At 71.0% G+C, this 18,722-nt stretch carries 17 protein-coding genes; 16 read left to right on the forward strand and 1 reads right to left on the reverse strand.

The window, feature by feature from the left end:
- Window positions 1-93: 93 nt before the first annotated feature.
- On the reverse strand, window positions 94-657 hold the full coding sequence (locus tag BU197_RS08735) for a beta-class carbonic anhydrase (RefSeq protein ID WP_188267658.1): 564 nt from the start codon (window positions 655-657) through the stop codon (window positions 94-96).
- A 325-nt stretch (window positions 658-982) separates the two neighbouring features.
- On the opposite strand from BU197_RS08735, the gene rsmH reads away from it, so the two are divergent.
- The 16 genes from rsmH to BU197_RS08815 all read left to right on the forward strand — a co-directional run bounded on the left by rsmH (window position 983) and on the right by BU197_RS08815 (window position 18,634).
- Window positions 983-1,939: a 16S rRNA (cytosine(1402)-N(4))-methyltransferase RsmH gene (rsmH, locus tag BU197_RS08740; RefSeq protein ID WP_188267659.1), complete on the forward strand. Its 957-nt coding sequence runs from the start codon at window positions 983-985 to the stop codon at window positions 1,937-1,939.
- Complete coding sequence (locus tag BU197_RS08745; protein ID WP_317452275.1) at window positions 1,936-2,487, forward strand: hypothetical protein; 552 nt, start codon at window positions 1,936-1,938, stop codon at window positions 2,485-2,487. Before rsmH ends, BU197_RS08745 begins: the two co-directional genes overlap by 4 nt.
- A 7-nt stretch (window positions 2,488-2,494) precedes the next feature.
- Window positions 2,495-4,474, forward strand: coding sequence for a peptidoglycan D,D-transpeptidase FtsI family protein (locus tag BU197_RS08750; RefSeq protein ID WP_188267660.1), 1,980 nt, complete (start codon window positions 2,495-2,497; stop codon window positions 4,472-4,474).
- Between the two features lie 16 nt (window positions 4,475-4,490).
- On the forward strand, window positions 4,491-6,179 hold the full coding sequence (locus tag BU197_RS08755) for a UDP-N-acetylmuramoyl-L-alanyl-D-glutamate--2,6-diaminopimelate ligase (RefSeq protein ID WP_188267661.1): 1,689 nt from the start codon (window positions 4,491-4,493) through the stop codon (window positions 6,177-6,179).
- Window positions 6,180-6,183: 4 nt separating this feature from the next.
- Complete coding sequence (locus BU197_RS08760; protein WP_188267662.1) at window positions 6,184-7,608, forward strand: UDP-N-acetylmuramoyl-tripeptide--D-alanyl-D-alanine ligase; 1,425 nt, start codon at window positions 6,184-6,186, stop codon at window positions 7,606-7,608.
- Window positions 7,605-8,675: a phospho-N-acetylmuramoyl-pentapeptide-transferase gene (gene mraY / locus BU197_RS08765; protein WP_188267663.1), complete on the forward strand. Its 1,071-nt coding sequence runs from the start codon at window positions 7,605-7,607 to the stop codon at window positions 8,673-8,675. Before BU197_RS08760 ends, mraY begins: the two co-directional genes overlap by 4 nt.
- A complete protein-coding gene (murD, locus tag BU197_RS08770; RefSeq protein WP_188267664.1) occupies window positions 8,657-10,096 on the forward strand; it encodes a UDP-N-acetylmuramoyl-L-alanine--D-glutamate ligase in 1,440 nt (479 codons plus the stop codon). The genes mraY and murD overlap by 19 nt, the downstream gene beginning before the upstream one ends.
- Before the next feature lie 55 nt (window positions 10,097-10,151).
- Window positions 10,152-11,489, forward strand: coding sequence for a putative lipid II flippase FtsW (gene ftsW / locus BU197_RS08775; RefSeq protein WP_188267665.1), 1,338 nt, complete (start codon window positions 10,152-10,154; stop codon window positions 11,487-11,489).
- A gap of 6 nt (window positions 11,490-11,495) precedes the next feature.
- The gene (murG, locus tag BU197_RS08780; protein ID WP_188267666.1) at window positions 11,496-12,590 is read left to right on the forward strand and encodes an undecaprenyldiphospho-muramoylpentapeptide beta-N-acetylglucosaminyltransferase; all 1,095 of its coding nucleotides are present in this window, start codon (window positions 11,496-11,498) and stop codon (window positions 12,588-12,590) included.
- 28 nt (window positions 12,591-12,618) lie between these two features.
- Window positions 12,619-13,422: a cell division protein FtsQ/DivIB gene (locus tag BU197_RS08785; protein ID WP_188267667.1), complete on the forward strand. Its 804-nt coding sequence runs from the start codon at window positions 12,619-12,621 to the stop codon at window positions 13,420-13,422.
- Between the two features lie 276 nt (window positions 13,423-13,698).
- Window positions 13,699-14,907, forward strand: a complete 1,209-nt coding sequence (gene ftsZ / locus BU197_RS08790) for a cell division protein FtsZ (protein ID WP_188267668.1) — start codon at window positions 13,699-13,701, stop codon at window positions 14,905-14,907.
- Window positions 14,904-15,632, forward strand: a complete 729-nt coding sequence (pgeF, locus tag BU197_RS08795; RefSeq protein WP_188267669.1) for a peptidoglycan editing factor PgeF — start codon at window positions 14,904-14,906, stop codon at window positions 15,630-15,632. The genes ftsZ and pgeF overlap by 4 nt, the downstream gene beginning before the upstream one ends.
- Window positions 15,633-15,640: 8 nt before the next feature.
- Window positions 15,641-16,363, forward strand: coding sequence for a YggS family pyridoxal phosphate-dependent enzyme (locus tag BU197_RS08800; RefSeq protein ID WP_188267670.1), 723 nt, complete (start codon window positions 15,641-15,643; stop codon window positions 16,361-16,363).
- Between the two features lie 120 nt (window positions 16,364-16,483).
- Window positions 16,484-17,104, forward strand: a complete 621-nt coding sequence (locus BU197_RS08805; RefSeq protein ID WP_188267671.1) for a cell division protein SepF — start codon at window positions 16,484-16,486, stop codon at window positions 17,102-17,104.
- 80 nt (window positions 17,105-17,184) lie between these two features.
- Window positions 17,185-17,475, forward strand: a complete 291-nt coding sequence (locus BU197_RS08810) for a YggT family protein (protein WP_017238790.1) — start codon at window positions 17,185-17,187, stop codon at window positions 17,473-17,475.
- 55 nt (window positions 17,476-17,530) lie between these two features.
- Window positions 17,531-18,634 (forward strand): DivIVA domain-containing protein, encoded by a 1,104-nt coding sequence (locus tag BU197_RS08815; RefSeq protein ID WP_188267672.1) that lies wholly within the window; start codon window positions 17,531-17,533, stop codon window positions 18,632-18,634.
- The last annotated feature ends 88 nt before the right edge of the window (window positions 18,635-18,722 follow it).

The raw sequence follows: 18,722 nt of genomic DNA on the forward strand, positions 1-18,722 counted from the left end.
GGGGGGTGTCACACGGGCATTCTTGTTCGCGGATCCGGCTCGTGTCACTCGCCTGTGGATAACTGCGGGTGCAATGCCGGGGTTTGGGGGGTGTTAGGCCGTTTCGGTCTCGGGGTCTTCGGAGGGGTCGATCTCCCGCAGGAGGCCCGTCGTCACATCGAAGACGAAACCGCGGACGTCGTCGGAGTGCAGCAGGAAGGGGGAGGTCCGCACCCGCTGCATGGACTGGCGCACGTCCTTGTCCACGTCGCGGAAGGCCTCGACCGCCCACGCCGGGCGCTGTCCGACCTCGTCCTCGATCTCGTGCCGGAAGTCCTCGGTCAGCGACTCCAGACCGCAGTTCGTGTGGTGCACCAGCATCACGCTGCGGGTGCCCAGGGCACGCTGGCTGATGGTGAGCGAACGGATGACGTCGTCGGTGACGACCCCGCCCGCGTTGCGGATGGTGTGACAGTCGCCCAGTTCCAGACCGAGGGCCGCGTGCAGGTCGAGACGGGCGTCCATGCAGGCGACGACGGCGACGCGCAGCACGGGCCTGGCGTCCATTCCGGGATCGGTGAAGTCGGCGGCGTAGTGGGCGTTCGCGTCGACGAGACGGTCGGTGACCGTGCCGCCGTCGCGTATGGCGTCAACAGAGGAGTGCGCGGAAGTCGACATGGTTCCGACGTTAGTGGCCGCGACCCCTCGTGGCCCGCTGTGGGAGCGGACAAATTACGTCGACGAGCCTTGTTGTGAGGTAACCCACACGTGTCGGCGACATGCCCCGAACGAGTGAGGCGCCCGGAAATGTCCCCCGGCCTCCCACCTCCGGGCGACGCGCCAGCGGGTTGATTGACCGGCGCGTCCGGTGGACTAAAGTGGCGCGGAGTTCCTGGAGACAACGAGCGATTTCCGCGGTTTCTCCCCCGTGTGTGCGGCGGTACCTACGGCTCGGCCTCCTCCCGCTCGCCGGTAACCTCCGCGCCCGATCTGAGAGGGCGCATTGAGCAACGACCGACACGTCCCGGTCATGCTCCAGCGGTGCCTGGACATGTTGGCCCCCGCCCTGGAGCGCCCCGGCGCGGTCGTCGTCGACTGCACCCTGGGCCTCGGCGGCCACAGCGAGGCACTCCTGAAGCGGTTCCCCGAGGTGCGGCTCGTCGCCCTCGACCGCGACAAGGAGGCCCTGCGGCTCTCCGGCGAGCGGCTCGCCCCGTACGGGGAGCGCGCCACTCTCGTGCACGCCGTCTACGACGAGCTGCCCGAGGTCCTCGACCGGCTCGGCATCCCCGCCGCCGACGGCGTCCTCTTCGACCTGGGCGTCTCCTCCATGCAGCTGGACGAGGCCGACCGGGGCTTCGCCTACGCCCAGGACGCGCCGCTCGACATGCGCATGGACCAGACGACCGGCATCAGTGCCGCCGAGGTCCTCAACACCTACCCGGCCGGCGAACTGGTCCGCATCCTGCGCGCCTACGGCGAGGAGAAGCAGGCCAAGCGGATCGTCTCCGCGATCGTGCGCGAACGCGAGAAGGAGCCCTTCGACCACAGCGCCCGGCTCGTCGAGCTGATCCGCGACGCGCTGCCGCAGGCCGCCAAGCGCACCGGCGGCAACCCGGCCAAGCGCACCTTCCAGGCCCTGCGCATCGAGGTCAACGGCGAGCTGTCCGTCCTGGAGCGGGCGATCCCGGCCGCCGTCAAGGCCCTCGCCGTCAACGGCCGCATCGCCGTCCTCTCGTACCACTCCCTGGAAGACCGGCTGGTCAAGCAGGTGTTCGCGGCCGGCGCCGCGAACACCGCCCCGCCCGGCCTGCCCGTCGTCCCCGAGAAGTACCAGCCCCGTCTGAAGCTGCTCACCCGAGGCGCCGAGCTGCCCACCGAGGAGGAGGTCGCCGAGAACCGGCGCGCCGCCCCCGCCCGGCTCCGCGGCGTCGAACGCATCCGGGAAGACGTCCGGTGAGCACGGCGAAGGGGCCCCTCAAAGGACGGGCCGCACGGCTCGGTCGGCTTCTGCCCGCCGGGCCGAGCCAGGCGGCCCGCACCCCCTTCGTCCTGCTCGTCGTGGTGCTGCTCGGCGGCGGCCTGATCACCCTGCTCGTGCTGAACTCGGCCCTCAACCAGGGCTCCTTCCGGCTGAACGAGCTGAAGAACAGGACCACCGAGCTGACCGACGAGGAGCAGGCGCTCCAGCGGGACGTCGACGACTACGCGGCCCCCGACGCCCTGGCCCGCCGGGCCCGCCAGCTGGGCATGGTCCCGGGCGGCAGCCCCGCCTTCCTCGGCCAGGACGGAAAGGTGCTCGGCGAGCCGTCCAAGGCCGCCGCCGCCCCCAAGCCGAGCCCCGCCCCGACGGGGAAGACCACGCCGACGCAGGACCCGACGCCCACGGCGACGGCCACCCCCTCCACCGCCGGCACCCGGAACCCGCCCACCACCCCGGACCCCGCCACCACCGGCACCACGGGCCCGAAGACGACCGCGCCCGACCCGACGACCTCCGGCAGGTGACCGAGCAGTGCCCCCCAAGGAGCCCCCGCGCCGACGCGTCCCCGGCCCCGCCAGGCCCGTACGCCCCCGGCCCGCCTCCGCCGGAGCCCGCCCGAACCGACCCGCCCCCCGCCCGGCGGGGAAGCGGACCGCGCCCCGCCCCCCGGCCCGGCGCGCCCGCACCATCCGGCTCGGCAGCCCCCGGCCCCGGCTGCGGCTGATCTCCTTCGCCCTGACGCTCGTCATGCTGGTCTTCGTGGTCCGGCTGCTCCAGGTCCAGGCCGTCGACGCCGACGCCTACGCGGCCAAGGCCGACCGGTACCGCTTCCAGGAGTACACGCTCTCCGCCGAACGCGGCGAGATCACCGACCGCAACGGCATCGCCCTCGCCGCCAGCGTCGACGCGTACGACATCACCGCCGACCCCAAGCTCTTCACCCCCGAGGAGTCCAAGGTCCCCGACGCCCCCGAACAGGCTGCCGCCCTCCTCGCCCCCCTCCTCGGCAAGGAGCCCGCGGAACTGGCGAAGAAGCTGCGCACCCCCAAGTCCCGCTACACCCTCCTGGCCCGCAAGCAGACCCCGCAGGTCTGGAACCAGATCAAGGACCTCAAGCGGGTCTACGGGCAGAAGTCCCAGTCCTCCGAGGGCGGCAACGGCGTCAACCTGCTCGGCGGCATCCTCAGCGAACCCAGCACCAAGCGCGTCTACCCCAACGGCGAACTGGCCGCCGGAATACTGGGCTACGTCAACGCCGAGGGCAAGGGCGCGGGCGGCGTCGAATCCATGCTCGACCCGGCGCTGGCCGGCAAGGACGGCAAGATCCGCTTCACCCAGTCCGGCGGCCGTCAGGTGCCCACCGCGGGCTCCCAGGGCACCCCCGCCGTCCCCGGCTCCGACATCGAGCTGACCATCGACCGGGACATCCAGTGGGCCGCCCAGCAGGCCATCACCGAACAGGTCCGCAAGTCCAAGGCCGACCGCGGCTACGTCATCGTCCAGAACGCCAGGACCGGCGAGGTCCTCGCCATGGCCAACGCCCCCGGCTTCGACCCCAACGACCTCTCCGCCGCCAACTCCGCCGCCATGGGCAACGCCGCCCTCCAGGACGCCTTCGAACCCGGCTCCACCAGCAAGGTCATCTCCATGGCCGCCGTCCTGGAAGAGGGCAAGGCCGCCGCCGATACCCATGTCACCGTCCCCAACCGGCTCCACCGGGGCGACCGGCTCTTCAAGGACGACATCGACCACGAGACCTGGCACCTGACGCTCAACGGCGTCCTCGCCCGGTCCAGCAACATCGGCACCATCCTCGCCACCGGCCAGCTCGGCACCACCCAGGCACAGGCCAACCAGGTGCTCTACTCCTACCTGCGCAAGTTCGGCCTCGGCAGCCCCACGGGCCTCGACTACCCCGGCGAGACCTCCGGCCTCCTCGCCAAACCCCAGGACTGGTCCACCTCCCAGCAGTACACGATCCCCTTCGGACAGGGCCTCTCCCTCAACGCCATGCAGGCGGCCTCGGTCTACTCGACCATCGCCAACGGAGGCGTACGCGTCGAACCCACCCTCGTCCGCGGCAGCAAGGGACCCGACGGGCGCTTCGCCCCCGCCGCCAAGCCCGAGGAGACCCGGGTCGTCAGCGAGAAGACCGCCCGCACCCTCGCCGCCATGCTGGAATCCGTCGTCGGCGGCGAGGGCACCGGCGTCAAGGCGGCCATCCCCGGCTACCGCGTCGCGGGCAAGACCGGCACCGCCAACCGCGTCGACCCCGAACTCGGCCGCTACAAGGGCTACACCGCCTCCTTCGCCGGTTTCGCCCCCTCCGACGACCCCCAGATCACCGTCTACTGCGCCATCCAGAACCCCACATCCGGCAGCTACTTCGGCGGCCAGATCTGCGGGCCCATCTACAAGCAGGTCATGGAGTTCTCCCTCAAGACCCTCCACGTCGCCCCCACGGGCAACCCCCCCGGCCGACTGCCGGTCACCTTCGACCCCACCCCGTGACACTCCGGGAGCACCAGTGACAACGATCACCCCCCATTCCGGGAACCGGAAATCGAACTCCGGCGAGGCCCCGGGCTCTTTTGGCCCCCCACAGGGTGCGCCCGGTACGCTCACCGCCGTGCCACACGCTGATCAGTACCGAACCACCCCGCCCCGGCCGGAGCAGGCCCGCCCGACACCCCTGGGCGACCTGGCCGCACAACTGGGGACCACCGCCCCCGGGACCGCAGGGATCTCCGGCATCACCCACGACTCCCGGGCCGTACGCCCCGGCGACCTGTACGCGGCCCTCCCCGGCGCCCGCGCGCACGGCGCCGACTTCGTGGCCCAGGCCGCCGGACTCGGCGCCGCCGCCGTCCTCACCGACCCGACCGGCGCCGACCGCGCCGCCGCGACCGGCCTGCCGGTCCTGGTCGTCGAGAACCCGCGCGCCCGGATGGGGGAACTCGCGGCCCGCATCTACGGCCGCCCCGGCGACGACCTCCTCCAGATCGGCATCACCGGCACCTCCGGCAAGACCACCACCGCCTACCTCGTCGAGGGCGGACTGCGCGGCACCGGACACCACACCGGGCTCGTCGGCACCGTCGAGATGCGGATCGGCGACGAACGCGTCAAGTCCGAGCGCACCACCCCCGAGGCCACCGACCTCCAGGCCCTCTTCGCCGTCATGCGCGAACGAGGCGTCGAGGCCGTCGCCATGGAGGTCTCCAGCCACGCCCTGGTGCTCGGCCGGGTCGACGGCTGCGTCTTCGACGTCGCCGTCTTCAACAACCTCAGCCCGGAGCACATGGAGTTCCACTCCGGCATGGAGGACTACTTCCAGGCCAAGGCCTCCCTCTTCACCCCCGAGCGCAGCCGCCTCGGCGTGGTCAACCTCGACGACGCCTACGGCCGCAGGCTCGCCAAGGAGGCCACCGTCCCGGTCCTCACCTTCTCCGCCGAAGGCCGCGCCGAAGCCGACTGGCGCGCCGAGGACGTCGTCCTCGGCTCCCACGACTCGACGTTCACCGCCGTCGGCCCCGAGGGCGCCCGCATCCCCGCCACCGCCCCGCTGCCCGGCCCCTTCAACGTCGCCAACACCCTCGCCGCCATCGCCACCCTCGCCGCCACCGGCGTCGACCCCCGGCGCGCCGCCGAGGGCGTCGCGGCCGTCCCCGGCGTCCCCGGCCGCCTGGAGCGCGTCGACGCGGGCCAGCCGTACCTCGCCGTCGTCGACTACGCGCACAAGACCGACGCCGTCGAGTCGGTCCTGCGCTCCCTGCGCGAGGTCACCGAGGGACGGCTGCACGTGGTCATCGGCTGCGGCGGCGACCGGGACACCACCAAACGCGGCCCGATGGGCGCCGCCGCCGCCCGGCTCGCCGACACCACCGTCCTCACCTCCGACAACCCCCGCTCCGAGGACCCCCTCGCGATCCTCACCGCCATGCTCGCGGGCGCCGCGGAGGTGCCCGCGGAGGAACGCGGCGAGGTGCTCGTCCTCGCCGACCGCGCCGCGGCCATCGCCGCGGCCGTCGCCCGCGCCGAGCCCGGGGACACCGTCCTCGTCGCGGGCAAGGGCCACGAGCAGGGCCAGGAGATCGCCGGAGTGGTCCGCCCCTTCGACGACCGTCAGGTCCTGCGGGCCGCCATCACCGGCCGCCCGCACCCCCAGGCCCCCGCGCCGAGCGGAACAGACAGCCACCAGAACAGTCAGGGATGAAGCAGTGATCGCCCTCTCCCTCGCCGAGATCGCCGAAATCGTCGGCGGGCAGGCGCACGACATACCGGATCCGGACGCCCGGATCACCGGGCCCGTCGTCATCGACTCCCGCGAAGTGCGGGCCGGCAGCCTCTTCGCGGCCTTCACCGGCGAGCACGTCGACGGCCACGACTACGCGGCACGCGCGGTCGAGGCCGGAGCCGTGGCCGTACTGGCCGCCCGGCCCGTCGGCGTCCCCGCCCTCGTCGTCGACGACGTCCAGACCGCGCTCGGGGCCCTCGCCCGCGCGGTCGTCGAGCGGCTCGGCACCGATGTCGTCGCCCTCACCGGCTCGGCAGGCAAGACCTCCACCAAGGACCTGATCGCCCAGGTCCTCGACCGGCACGCGCCCACGGTGTGGACGCCCGGCTCGCTCAACAACGAGATCGGACTGCCCCTCACCGCGCTCCGCGCGAGCGACGAGACCCGGCACCTGGTCCTGGAGATGGGCGCCCGGGGCATCGGCCACATCCGCTACCTCACCGGCCTCACCCCGCCCCGTATCGGCCTCGTCCTCAACGTGGGCACCGCCCACATCGGCGAGTTCGGCGGCCGGGAGCAGATCGCCGAGGCGAAGGGCGAACTGGTCGAGGCGCTGCCGTCGGCCGAGGACGGCGGAGTGGCGGTCCTCAACATCGACGATCCGCTCGTCCGCGCGATGGCGAGCCGCACCAAGGCCCGCGTCCTGTTCTTCGGCGAAGCGGACGAAGCGGCCGTACGGGCCGAGAACGTGCGTCTCACCGAGACCGGACGGCCTTCTTTCCGCCTTCACACACCCACCGGGTGCAGCGACGTGACCTTGCGCCTGTACGGTGAGCACCACGTGTCGAACGCGCTCGCAGCGGCCGCCGTCGCGCACGAGCTGGGCATGCCCGTCGAAGAGATCGCCACCGCGCTCTCCGAAGCGGGCACCCTGTCGCGCTGGCGCATGGAGGTCACCGAGCGTCCGGACGGCGTGACGATCGTCAACGACGCCTACAACGCGAACCCCGAGTCCATGCGAGCCGCCCTGCGCGCGCTCGCGGCCATGGGCAGGGCCGCACAGGCCCGAGGGGCTCGTACGTGGGCGGTGCTCGGCAAGATGGCCGAGCTGGGTGACGCATCGCTCGTCGAGCACGACGCGGTCGGACGGCTCGCCGTCCGGCTCAACGTCAGCAAGCTCGTCGCGGTCGGGGACAGGGAAGCGTCCTGGCTGCAACTGGGCGCATATAACGAGGGTTCGTGGGGTGAGGAGTCGGTGCACGTGTCCGACGCGCAGGCGGCTGTCGACCTGTTGCGCAGTGAGCTGCGCCCGGGGGACGTCGTCCTTGTGAAGGCTTCCAGGTCGGTCGGTCTCGAACAGGTCGCCCTGGCTCTCCTGGACACCGAGGGCGAGGTCACCGGCCGATGAGGCAAATCCTCTTCGCGGGGGCCATCGGGCTCTTCCTGACCCTGATCGGCACCCCGCTGCTGATCAAGCTCCTCGCCCGCAAGGGATACGGTCAGTTCATCCGCGACGACGGCCCGCGCGGCCACGCCGGGAAGAAGGGCACGCCCACCATGGGCGGCATCTCCTTCATCCTGGCCACGCTCATCGCGTACGCACTGGCCAAGGTGATCACCGGCGAGTCCGTCACGTACTCCGGTCTGCTGGTCCTCTTCCTGATGACCGGCATGGGCCTGGTCGGCTTCCTCGACGACTACATCAAGATCGTCAAGCAGCGTTCGCTCGGCCTGCGGGCCAAGGCGAAGATGGCCGGACAGCTGATCGTCGGCATCGCCTTCGCGGTGCTCTCGCTCCAGTTCGCCGACTCGCGCGGACTCGCCCCGGCCTCCACGAAGCTCTCCTTCATCACGGACTTCGGCTGGGCCATCGGCCCCGTCCTCTTCGTGGTCTGGGCGCTCTTCATGATCCTGGCCATGTCCAACGGCGTGAACCTGACGGACGGTCTGGACGGCCTGGCCACCGGCGCCTCCGTGATGGTCTTCGGCGCCTACACCTTCATCGGCCTCTGGCAGTTCCAGGAGTCCTGCGCCAACGCGCTGACCCTCACCAACCCGAGCGCCTGCTTCGAGGTCCGCGATCCGCTCGACCTCGCGGTCGTCGCCTCCGCCCTGATGGGCGCCTGCTTCGGCTTCCTCTGGTGGAACACCTCGCCCGCCAAGATCTTCATGGGCGACACCGGCTCCCTCGCCCTCGGCGGCGCCCTCGCCGGTCTCGCCATCTGCTCCCGCACGGAGCTGCTCATCGCGCTGCTCGGCGGCCTGTTCGTGCTGATCACGATGTCCGTGGTCATCCAGGTCGGCTCGTTCAAGATGACCGGCAAGCGCGTCTTCCGGATGGCCCCGCTCCAGCACCACTTCGAACTCAAGGGGTGGTCGGAAGTCCTGGTCGTCGTCCGGTTCTGGATCATCCAGGGCATGTGCGTGATCGTGGGCCTGGGCCTCTTCTACGCGGGATGGGCAGCGGACAAGTGACGGAACAGCTCGACTGGAACGGCAAGAAGGTCACCGTCGCGGGGCTCGGCGTCTCCGGCATCCCGGCCGCCCGCGCCCTGCACCGCCTCGGCGCGCACGTGACCGTCGTCAACGACGGCGACGACGAGCGCTCCCGGGCCCAGGCCGCGGAGCTGGAGGCGGAGGGCGTCACCGTCCGCCTCGGCGACGGCGACACCCTGCCGACCGGCACCGAGCTGATCGTCACCGCCCCGGGCTGGCGGCCCGACAAGCCGCTCTTCGCCGTCGCCGGTGCGGCGGGCGTGGAGATCTGGGGCGACGTCGAACTCGCCTGGCGGCTCCGGGGCCCGGACGCCGCCCCCTGGCTCGCGGTCACCGGCACCAACGGCAAGACCACGACCGTCCGGATGCTCGTCTCGATCCTGGAGGCGGCCGGACTGCGGACCGCCGCCGTCGGCAACATCGGCGTCTCGCTCCTCGACGCCGTCCTCGGCGAGGAGCCGTACGACGTCCTCGCCGTCGAACTCTCCAGCTACCAGCTGCACTGGGCGCCCTCGGTCCGGGTCCACTCGGCCGCCGTGCTGAACCTGGCCCCGGACCACCTCGACTGGCACGGCTCCATGGAGGCGTACGCCGCCGACAAGGGCCGGATCTACGAGGGCAACCAGGTCGCCTGCGTCTACAACGTGGCCGACAAGGTCACCGAGGACCTGGTCCGCGAGGCCGACGTCGAGGAGGGCTGCCGGGCCATCGGCTTCACCCTCGGCACCCCCGGCCCCTCCGAACTCGGCGTCGTGGAGGGCATCCTCGTCGACCGCGCCTTCGTCGAGGACCGGCAGAAGAACGCCCAGGAACTCGCCGAGGTCGCCGACGTCCAGCCGCCGGCCCCGCACAACATCGCCAACGCGCTCGCCGCCGCCGCCCTCGCCCGCGCCTTCGGCGTCGACGCCAGGGCCGTACGGGACGGGCTGAAGGCCTTCCGGCCCGACCCGCACCGCATCGAACTGGTCGAGGAGGTCGGGGGAGTCGCCTACGTGGACGACTCCAAGGCCACCAACACCCACGCCGCGGAAGCCTCGTTGGCGGCCTACGACCCGATCGTCTGGATCGCCGGGGGCCTCGCCAAGGGCGCGACCTTCGACGAGCTGGTCGGGAAGTCGGCCAAGCACCTGCGCGCCGCCGTCCTGATGGGCGCCGACCGGGCCCTGATCCGCGAAGCCCTCGCGCGACACGCCCCGGAAGTCCCGGTGGTGGACCTCGACCGGACCGACACTGGGGCGATGTCCGAGGCGGTCCGCGAAGCGGCCCGGCTCGCCCGCCCGGGGGACACCGTCCTCCTCGCCCCGGCCTGTGCCTCGATGGACATGTTCACCAACTACAACAAGCGGGGCGAGGCCTTCGCGGACGCGGTCCGCGCCCTCGCCGCGACCGGGAACGCCTGACCGCCCAGGGGAAGGGTCCGGCAGGACCGGGCACGACCTGAGGGGATCAGCGACCATGCCGAGCAAGATCGTCGGGACACGCCGTCCTTCCGCCGTACGCGGCGGAGGGCGGGTTCCCGCGACCCCGCGGCCACGCGGCGGAGGTCTCCGGGGCCTCCTCGACCAGGCGCGGAAGGCCTGGGACCGGCCCCTCACCGCGTATTACGTGATCATCGGTGCGGGCCTGCTCATCACCACGCTCGGCCTCGTGATGGTCTACTCCGCCTCGATGATCACGGCGCTCCGCTACGACCTGGCGCCCTCCTACTTCTTCCGCAAACAGTTCCTCGCCGCGCTGATCGGCACCGTACTGCTCCTGGCCGCCTCCCGGATGCCGGTCCGGCTGCACCGGGCCCTGGCCTACCCGATACTGGTCGGCGCGGTCTTCCTGATGGTGCTCGTCCAGATCCCCGGGATAGGGCACGCGGTCAACGGCAACCAGAACTGGATCTCCCTCGGCGGGCCCTTCCAGCTCCAGCCCAGCGAGTTCGGCAAACTGGCGCTCATCCTCTGGGGCGCCGACCTGCTCGCCCGTAAACAGGACATGAAACTGCTCACGCAGTGGAAGCACATGCTGGTGCCGCTGGTACCCGGCGCCTTCATGCTGCTCGGGCTGATCATGCTCGGCGGCGACATGGGCACCTCGATCATCCTCGCCGCGATCCTCTTCGGTCTGCTGTGGACCGCGGGGGCGCCCACCCGGCTCTTCGCCGGAGTGCTCTCCGTGGCCGGTGCGATCGGCTTCCTGCTGATCAAGACGAGTGCCAACCGGATGCGGCGCTTCGAGTGCATCGGCGCCTCCGACCCCGGCGGCGAGGGAGCCCCCTGCCTCCAGGCGGCGCACGGAATCTACGCGCTGGCCTCGGGCGGCTGGTTCGGATCCGGACTCGGTGCGAGCGTCGAGAAATGGGGCCAACTCCCCGAAGCCCACACCGACTTCATCTTCGCGGTCACCGGTGAGGAACTGGGCCTCGCGGGGACGCTGTCGGTGCTGGCCCTGTTCGCGGCCCTAGGCTATGCGGGTATCCGCGTGGCCGGAAACACGGAGGATCCCTTCGTGAGGTTCGCCGCGGGAGGCGTGACCACCTGGATCACGGCCCAGGCCGTGATCAACATCGGTGCGGTGCTCGGTCTGCTGCCGATCGCCGGTGTCCCGCTCCCGCTGTTCTCCTACGGAGGATCGGCCCTGTTGCCGACCATGTTCGCCGTCGGGCTCCTCATCGCCTTCGCGCGACAGGAACCCGCCGCGAAAGCGGCCCTGGCCATGCGCCGCCCCGGCTGGGGCAAGCGGGCCGGGGTGAGATGGAAGTCGATGCGACGGCGCGTCAAGAAGCGCCCGTCCGGAGAGCGGTGAATTTCGGTGCATGTCGTACTCGCCGGCGGGGGGACCGCCGGTCATATCGAGCCGGCGCTGGCCCTCGCGGACGCCCTGCGCAGGCAGGACCCCAGCGTGGGAATCACGGCGCTCGGCACGGAGAAGGGTCTGGAGACCCGGCTCGTGCCCGAGCGGGGCTATGAGCTGGCGCTCATCCCCGCCGTACCGCTGCCCCGCAAGCCGACCCCCGAGCTGATCACCGTCCCCGGACGGCTGCGCGGCACGATCAAGGCGGCCGAGCAGATCCTCGAACGCACCCAGGCGGACTGCGTGGTCGGCTTCGGCGGCTACGTCGCGCTGCCCGGCTATCTCGCGGCCAAGCGCCGAGGGGTGCCGATCGTGGTCCACGAGGCCAACGCACGGCCCGGTCTGGCCAACAAGATCGGTTCGCGGTACGCCGCCGGGGTCGCCGTCGCCACCCCGGACAGCAAGCTCCGCAACGCCCGCTACATCGGCATCCCGCTGCGGCACACCATCGCCACCCTGGACCGGGCGCGCGTACGGCCCGAGGCGCGCGCGGCGTTCGGACTCGACCCGAACCTGCCGACGCTCCTCGTCTCCGGCGGCTCGCAGGGCGCCCGGCGGCTCAACGAGGTGATCCAGCAGATCGCCCCGGTGCTCCAGCGCTCGGGCATCCAGATCCTGCACGCGGTCGGCCCGAAGAACGAAATGCCGCGCGTCGACAATATGCCCGGAATGCCGCCCTATGTGCCGGTACCGTATGTGGACCGGATGGATCTCGCGTACGCCGCCGCCGACATGATGCTCTGCCGCGCGGGCGCGATGACCGTCGCCGAGCTTTCCGCCGTCGGACTGCCCGCCGCCTACGTCCCGCTGCCGATCGGCAACGGCGAACAGCGGCTCAACGCGCAGCCGGTGGTGAAGGCGGGCGGCGGACTCCTCGTCGACGACGCGGAGCTGACGCCGCAGTGGGTGCAGGGCAACGTTCTGCCCGTACTGGCCGATCCGCACCGTTTGTACGAGATGTCCCGGTCTGCGGCCGAGTTCGGCCGCCGGGACGCCGACGAGCTGCTCGTCGGCATGGTGTACGAGGCGATCGCCGCCCGCCGTCAGGCGTAGCGCGGCGGCAGAGGGCAGGAGGCGCCAGGTGGCAGCCGGACCGACGACCGCCGAGAAGAGCGGCGAGCGCAGGACGAGGGGGTCGTCGGACGGTCCCTCCGGCGGGGGCGCCCGGGGGCGCGTGCTCCGGGTGCCCCGCACCCGAACGCTCCTGATCGCCCTCGGCGTTCTCGTCCTCGTGGCGGGCGGGATCTGGGCGCTCTACGGCTCCTCCTGGTTCCGTGTGGAAGGTGTGAAGACTTCCGGCACCTCGGTGCTGACCCCGGCCGAGGTCGAGAAGGCCGCCGCCGTACCCGTGGGCGCCCCGCTGGTCTCGGTCGACACCGACGCCATCGGGGCGCGGCTGCGGTCCGCGCTGCCGCGCATCGAGTCGGTGGACGTGGTCCGGTCATGGCCGCACGGAATCGGTCTGAAAGTGACGGAGAGGCAGCCCGTCCTCCTGCTGGAAAAGGGCGGAAAGTTTATCGAAGTGGACGCGACCGGTATGCGGTTCGCCACGGTCGCCACCGCCCCCAAGGGCGTCCCCCGGCTGGTCCTGGACACCTCCGCCTCGCCCAGCCTCCGCCGCTTCGACGCGGACCGGCTGATGTCGGAGGCGGTACGCGTCCGGGGTGAACTCCCGCCCGAAATCGCCCGGGACACTCGTGTCGTACGCGTCACCTCGTACGACTCCGTCACTCTGGAGCTGACCAAGGGGCGCACCGTCTACTGGGGCAGTGGCGAACACGGTCCGGTCAAGGCTCGGGTCCTCGTCGCCCTGATGAAGGCCACGCCCAAAGCGGGGCACTTCGATGTAAGTGCCCCCACGGCGCCCGCCTCGTCCGGAAGTTGACGTGTATCGCCCCTGGCCAGCACCCTGGTTGGCCAGCGCTACGGGTGATCACATAGGGTGAAAAGAAAAACGGGAGGTTCGGCGTGTTCGTTGAACGTGCGCCACTTGTCGACTTAGTGTCCTGTCCGGAAGAGTCCAGCGAACAGAGACACTGGTAACCCTAAACTTCAACGTTAGGGTTCGGGTCGGCGTTTCGGACCGTCCCAATCGGCATCCGTCGGAGCGGCGCTACAACGCGCGGCGACGACACGTAACTCGAGGCGAGAGGCCTTCGACGTGGCAGCACCGCAGAACTACCTCGCAGTCATCAAGGTCATCGGTGTCGGCGGCGGTGGTGTCAATGCCATCAACCGAATGATCGAGGTCGGTCTCAAGGGCGTCGAGTTCATCGCGATCAACACCGACGCGCAAGCGCTGTTGATGAGCGACGCCGACGTCAAGCTCGACGTCGGCCGTGAACTCACCCGCGGCCTCGGGGCCGGGGCCAACCCGGCCGTCGGTCGCAAGGCGGCAGAGGACCACCGTGAGGAGATCGAGGAGGTCCTCAAGGGGGCCGACATGGTCTTCGTCACCGCAGGCGAAGGCGGCGGCACCGGCACCGGCGGCGCGCCCGTCGTCGCCAACATCGCGCGCTCGCTCGGCGCCCTGACGATCGGTGTGGTCACCCGGCCGTTCACCTTCGAAGGCCGCCGTCGCGCCAACCAGGCGGAGGACGGCATCGCCGAACTCCGCGAAGAGGTCGACACCCTCATCGTCATCCCCAACGACCGGCTCCTGTCGATCTCGGACCGTCAGGTCTCCGTGCTCGACGCCTTCAAGTCGGCCGACCAGGTGCTGCTGAGCGGTGTCCAGGGCATCACCGACCTCATCACCACCCCGGGCCTGATCAACCTCGACTTCGCCGACGTCAAGTCGGTCATGTCCGAGGCCGGATCGGCGCTCATGGGCATCGGCTCCGCCCGGGGCGACGACCGCGCGGTGGCCGCCGCGGAGATGGCGATCTCCTCGCCGCTCCTGGAGGCCTCCATCGACGGCGCCCGCGGCGTGCTGCTCTCCATCTCCGGCGGCAGCGACCTCGGTCTCTTCGAGATCAACGAGGCCGCGCAGCTGGTCAGCGAGGCGGCCCACCCCGAGGCCAACATCATCTTCGGCGCCGTCATCGACGACGCCCTCGGCGACGAGGTCCGGGTCACCGTCATCGCGGCGGGCTTCGACGGCGGTCAGCCGCCGGCCCGCCGGGACACCATGATGGGCTCGGCCGCCAAGCGCGAGGAGCCCGCCCCGGCGCCCCGTCACATCGAGCCCCCCCGCCCGCTGGGCGGCCTCGGCACCGTCGCCCCGCGCGACGAGCCGGTGCACATCCCGGCCGAGTCGGCCTCGGTCAACGAGGCTCCGCTGCCGCCCGCGCCCCCGGCCGTCCCGCCCGCCCGCCCGTACGCGGACTCCCAGGCCGAGGAGCTGGACGTCCCGGACTTCCTGAAGTGATAGGCCAACGCCTCGACGCGAACGGCGCCCACTTCGCCTTCACCGACCGGTGGGGCGGGGTGAGCGCCGTTCCGTACGAGGAGCTGAACCTCGGCGGCGCGGTGGGTGACGACCCCGAGGCCGTGCGCGCCAACCGGGCGCTGGCCGCCGGAGCCCTCGGGCTCGCTCCGGACCGGGTGGTCTGGATGAACCAGGTCCACGGCGCCGGTGTCGCCGAAGTCGACGGGCCCTGGACCACCGGTGACGTCCCGTCGGTCGACGCGCTCGTCACCGCCCGGCGGGGCCTCGGCCTCGCCGTCCTGACCGCGGACTGCGTCCCGGTCCTGCTCGCGGACCCCGTCGCCGGGGTCGTCGCCGCCGCCCACGCCGGACGACCCGGGATGGTGGCGGGGGTCGTCCCCGCCGCCCTCGCGGCCATGGTCCGGCTGGGCGCCGAGCCCGCCCGTGTCGTCGCCCGCACCGGCCCCGCCGTCTGCGGGCGTTGTTACGAGGTGCCGGAGGCGATGCGCGCCGAGGTCGCGGCGGTCGAACCGGCCGCCTGGGCCGAGACTTCCTGGGGCACCCCGGCCGTCGACGTCGCCGCGGGCGTGCTCGCCCAGCTCGAACGGCTCGGTGTCGCCGACCGGCAGGCCAGTGGCGTCTGCACCCGGGAGTCCGGTGACCACTACTCGTACCGTCGCGATCGCATCACAGGGCGACTCGCGGGATATGTCTGGTTGGACTGAGAAGAGACATGACGACGGACCGCACGTCGGAACTCGCCGAGAACCTGGCCGGGGTGGAGGCGCGCATCGCCGCCGCCTGCGCCGCCGCCGGTCGCCCCCGGGAGGAGGTGACTCTCATCGTGGTCACCAAGACCTATCCCGCGAGCGACGTCAGAATCCTCCATGGCCTCGGAGTTCGGCACGTCGCCGAGAACCGGGACCAGGACGCCGCACCCAAGGCCGCGGCCTGTGCGGACCTCGATCTCACCTGGCACTTTGTCGGTCAATTGCAGACCAACAAGGTCAGATCGGTGGTCGGTTATGCAGATGTCGTGCAGTCAGTCGACCGTTTGAAGCTCGTTTCCTCTCTCTCCGCAGCTGCGGAGAAGTCGGGCCGCGAGCTGGGCTGCCTCCTCCAGGTCGCGCTCGACGCCGAGTCCGGCGAGCGGGGCGAGCGCGGCGGTGTCGCGCCGGACGGGATCGAGGAGTTGGCGGCGGCGGTGGACGCCGCCGCCGGGCTGCGCCTCGACGGTCTGATGACCGTCGCCCCGCTGGCCGGTCCGTACGCCGGACGGCAACGCGCCGCCTTCGACCGGCTGATGGATTTGTCGTCCGCGCTGCGCGCGACACGCCCGGCTGCGAACATGGTGTCAGCAGGCATGAGTGCGGACCTGGAAGAGGCCGTGGCGGCCGGGGCGACACACGTACGCGTCGGTACTGCGGTACTCGGAGTCCGCCCGAAGCTCGGGTAACGTCGCGAAGCAAGTCGGACCACAGCAGAAAATATGGTCATTCCGCAGAATGGCGGGACGACCCGTGGATCGCACACTTGGTGACGAGGCCGATCCACCACAGAGCGGAGGACTCAGAGAATGGCCGGCGCGATGCGCAAGATGGCGGTCTACCTCGGCCTCGTGGAGGACGATGGGTACGACGGCCGGGGGTTCGACCCCGACGACGACTTCGAGCCCGAACTGGAGCCGGAGCCCGAGCGCGACCGGCGCCAGGTGCCTCCTCGTCAGGTGGAACGCGAGGAACCGGTACGGGTGGTTCAGCCTCCCGCACCCCGCGAACCGGTCGCCCATTCCGTCCCGGTAGCTGCCGAAAGCGGACGTCCGGCCCGAATTGCCCCCGTGGCATCCATCACACCCGAACGTCCGAGCCTGGAGAAGAACGCACCGGTGATCATGCCCAAGGTCGTGTCCGAGCGGGAGCCCTACCGCATCACCACGCTGCACCCGCGGACCTACAACGAGGCCCGTACCATCGGGGAACACTTCCGTGAGGGCACTCCGGTGATCATGAACCTCACGGAGATGGACGACACGGATGCGAAGCGACTTGTCGACTTTGCCGCCGGACTCGTCTTCGGACTCCATGGCAGCATTGAGCGTGTGACACAGAAGGTGTTCCTGTTGTCGCCTGCTAACGTCGATGTCACGGCGGAGGACAAGGCCCGGATCGCAGAGGGCGGATTCTTCAACCAGAGCTGACAAAACGAAAAACGGACGGGCCGGTCGCGAAGCGGCCGGACCAGTGAGAGCACGAAAGCCAGGGGAGAGGGAAACGCGGGATGGGCGTCGCACTACAGGTGGTCTACATCGTGTTGATGTGCTTCCTCGTCCTCCTGATCGTCCGGCTTGTCATGGACTACGTCTTCCAGTTCGCCCGTTCATGGCAACCCGGCAAGGCGATGGTGGTGGTCCTTGAGGCCACCTACACTGTCACCGATCCACCGCTCAAGCTTCTGCGGCGGCTGATTCCGCCGCTGCGTCTCGGGGGCGTGGCACTCGACCTGTCCTTCTTCGTTCTGATGATCATCGTCTACATCCTGATCTCCATCGTGAGCAGCTTCGCGAGGTGAATGTGGACGATACGGTCTTGCCGACTGCCGACGACTACGTAGAGGTGAAGAAGAGATGCCGCTGACTCCCGAGGACGTGCGGAACAAGCAGTTCACGACCGTCCGCCTTCGAGAAGGCTATGACGAGGACGAGGTGGATGCGTTCCTCGACGAGGTCGAGGCCGAGCTGACCCGCCTGCTCCGCGAGAACGAGGACCTGCGCGCCAAGCTGGCCGCCGCGACGCGTGCCGCCGCGCAGAACCAGCAGCAGCAGGGCATGCGCAAGCCCCCGGAGCCGCAGGACCGTCCGGTCGCTCCCGGCGCGCCGGTGCCCGCCGCCATATCGGGCCCGCCCGTACAGCAGCAGCCGCCCCAGATGGGGCCCCCGCAGCTGCCGTCCGGTGCCCCTCAGCTTCCCGCCGGCCCCATGCAGGGCGGACCGATGGGCCCCGGCCCGATGCAGGGCGGTCCCATGCAGGGTGGGCCGATGGGTCCCGGCCCGATGCAGGGCGGCCCCATGGGTCACCCGCAGCAGCAGATGCAGCCGCCGCAGATGCAGCAGCAGCCTCCGCAGCAGGCGCCCGGTGGAGACAGTGCCGCCCGTGTCCTCTCGCTGGCCCAGCAGACCGCCGACCAGGCGATCGCCGAGGCCCGCTCCGAGGCCAACAAGATTGTCGGCGAGGCCCGTTCGCGCGCCGAGGGTCTGGAGCGGGACGCCCGCGCCAAGGCCGACGCCCTGGAGCGGGACGCGCAGGAGAAGCACCGTGTCGCGATGGGCTCCCTGGAGTCCGCCCGCGCCACGCTTGAGCGCAAGGTCGAGGACCTGCGCGGCTTCGAGCGCGAGTACCGCACGCGTCTGAAGTCGTATCTGGAGTCCCAGCTGCGTCAGCTGGAGACGCAGGCCGACGACTCGCTGGCCCCGCCGCGGACCCCGGCGACGGCCTCGCTGCCGCCGGCCCCGTCGATGGCCTCGGCCGGTGCGGGTGCCCCGTCCTACGGTGGCAACGGCGCGATGGGCGGTGCTCCGTCCATGGGCGGCGGCCCCTCCTACGGCGGTCAGCAGCAGATGTCTCCGGCGATGACCCAGCCGATGGCTCCGGTCCGTCCGCAGGCTCCGCAGCCGATGCAGCAGGCGCCCGCGCCGATGCGCGGTTTCCTCATCGACGAGGACGACAACTGACGGCGGGCGGTCGCGCGTTGAGCGCGTAGCCGTCGGCAGGCTGCGAGGCCGGGCCCCCGGGAAACCGGGGGCCCGGCCTTTTGCCGTG

The organism is Streptomyces sp. CBMA291, from assembly GCF_014596525.1.
Taxonomy (GTDB): domain Bacteria; phylum Actinomycetota; class Actinomycetes; order Streptomycetales; family Streptomycetaceae; genus Streptomyces.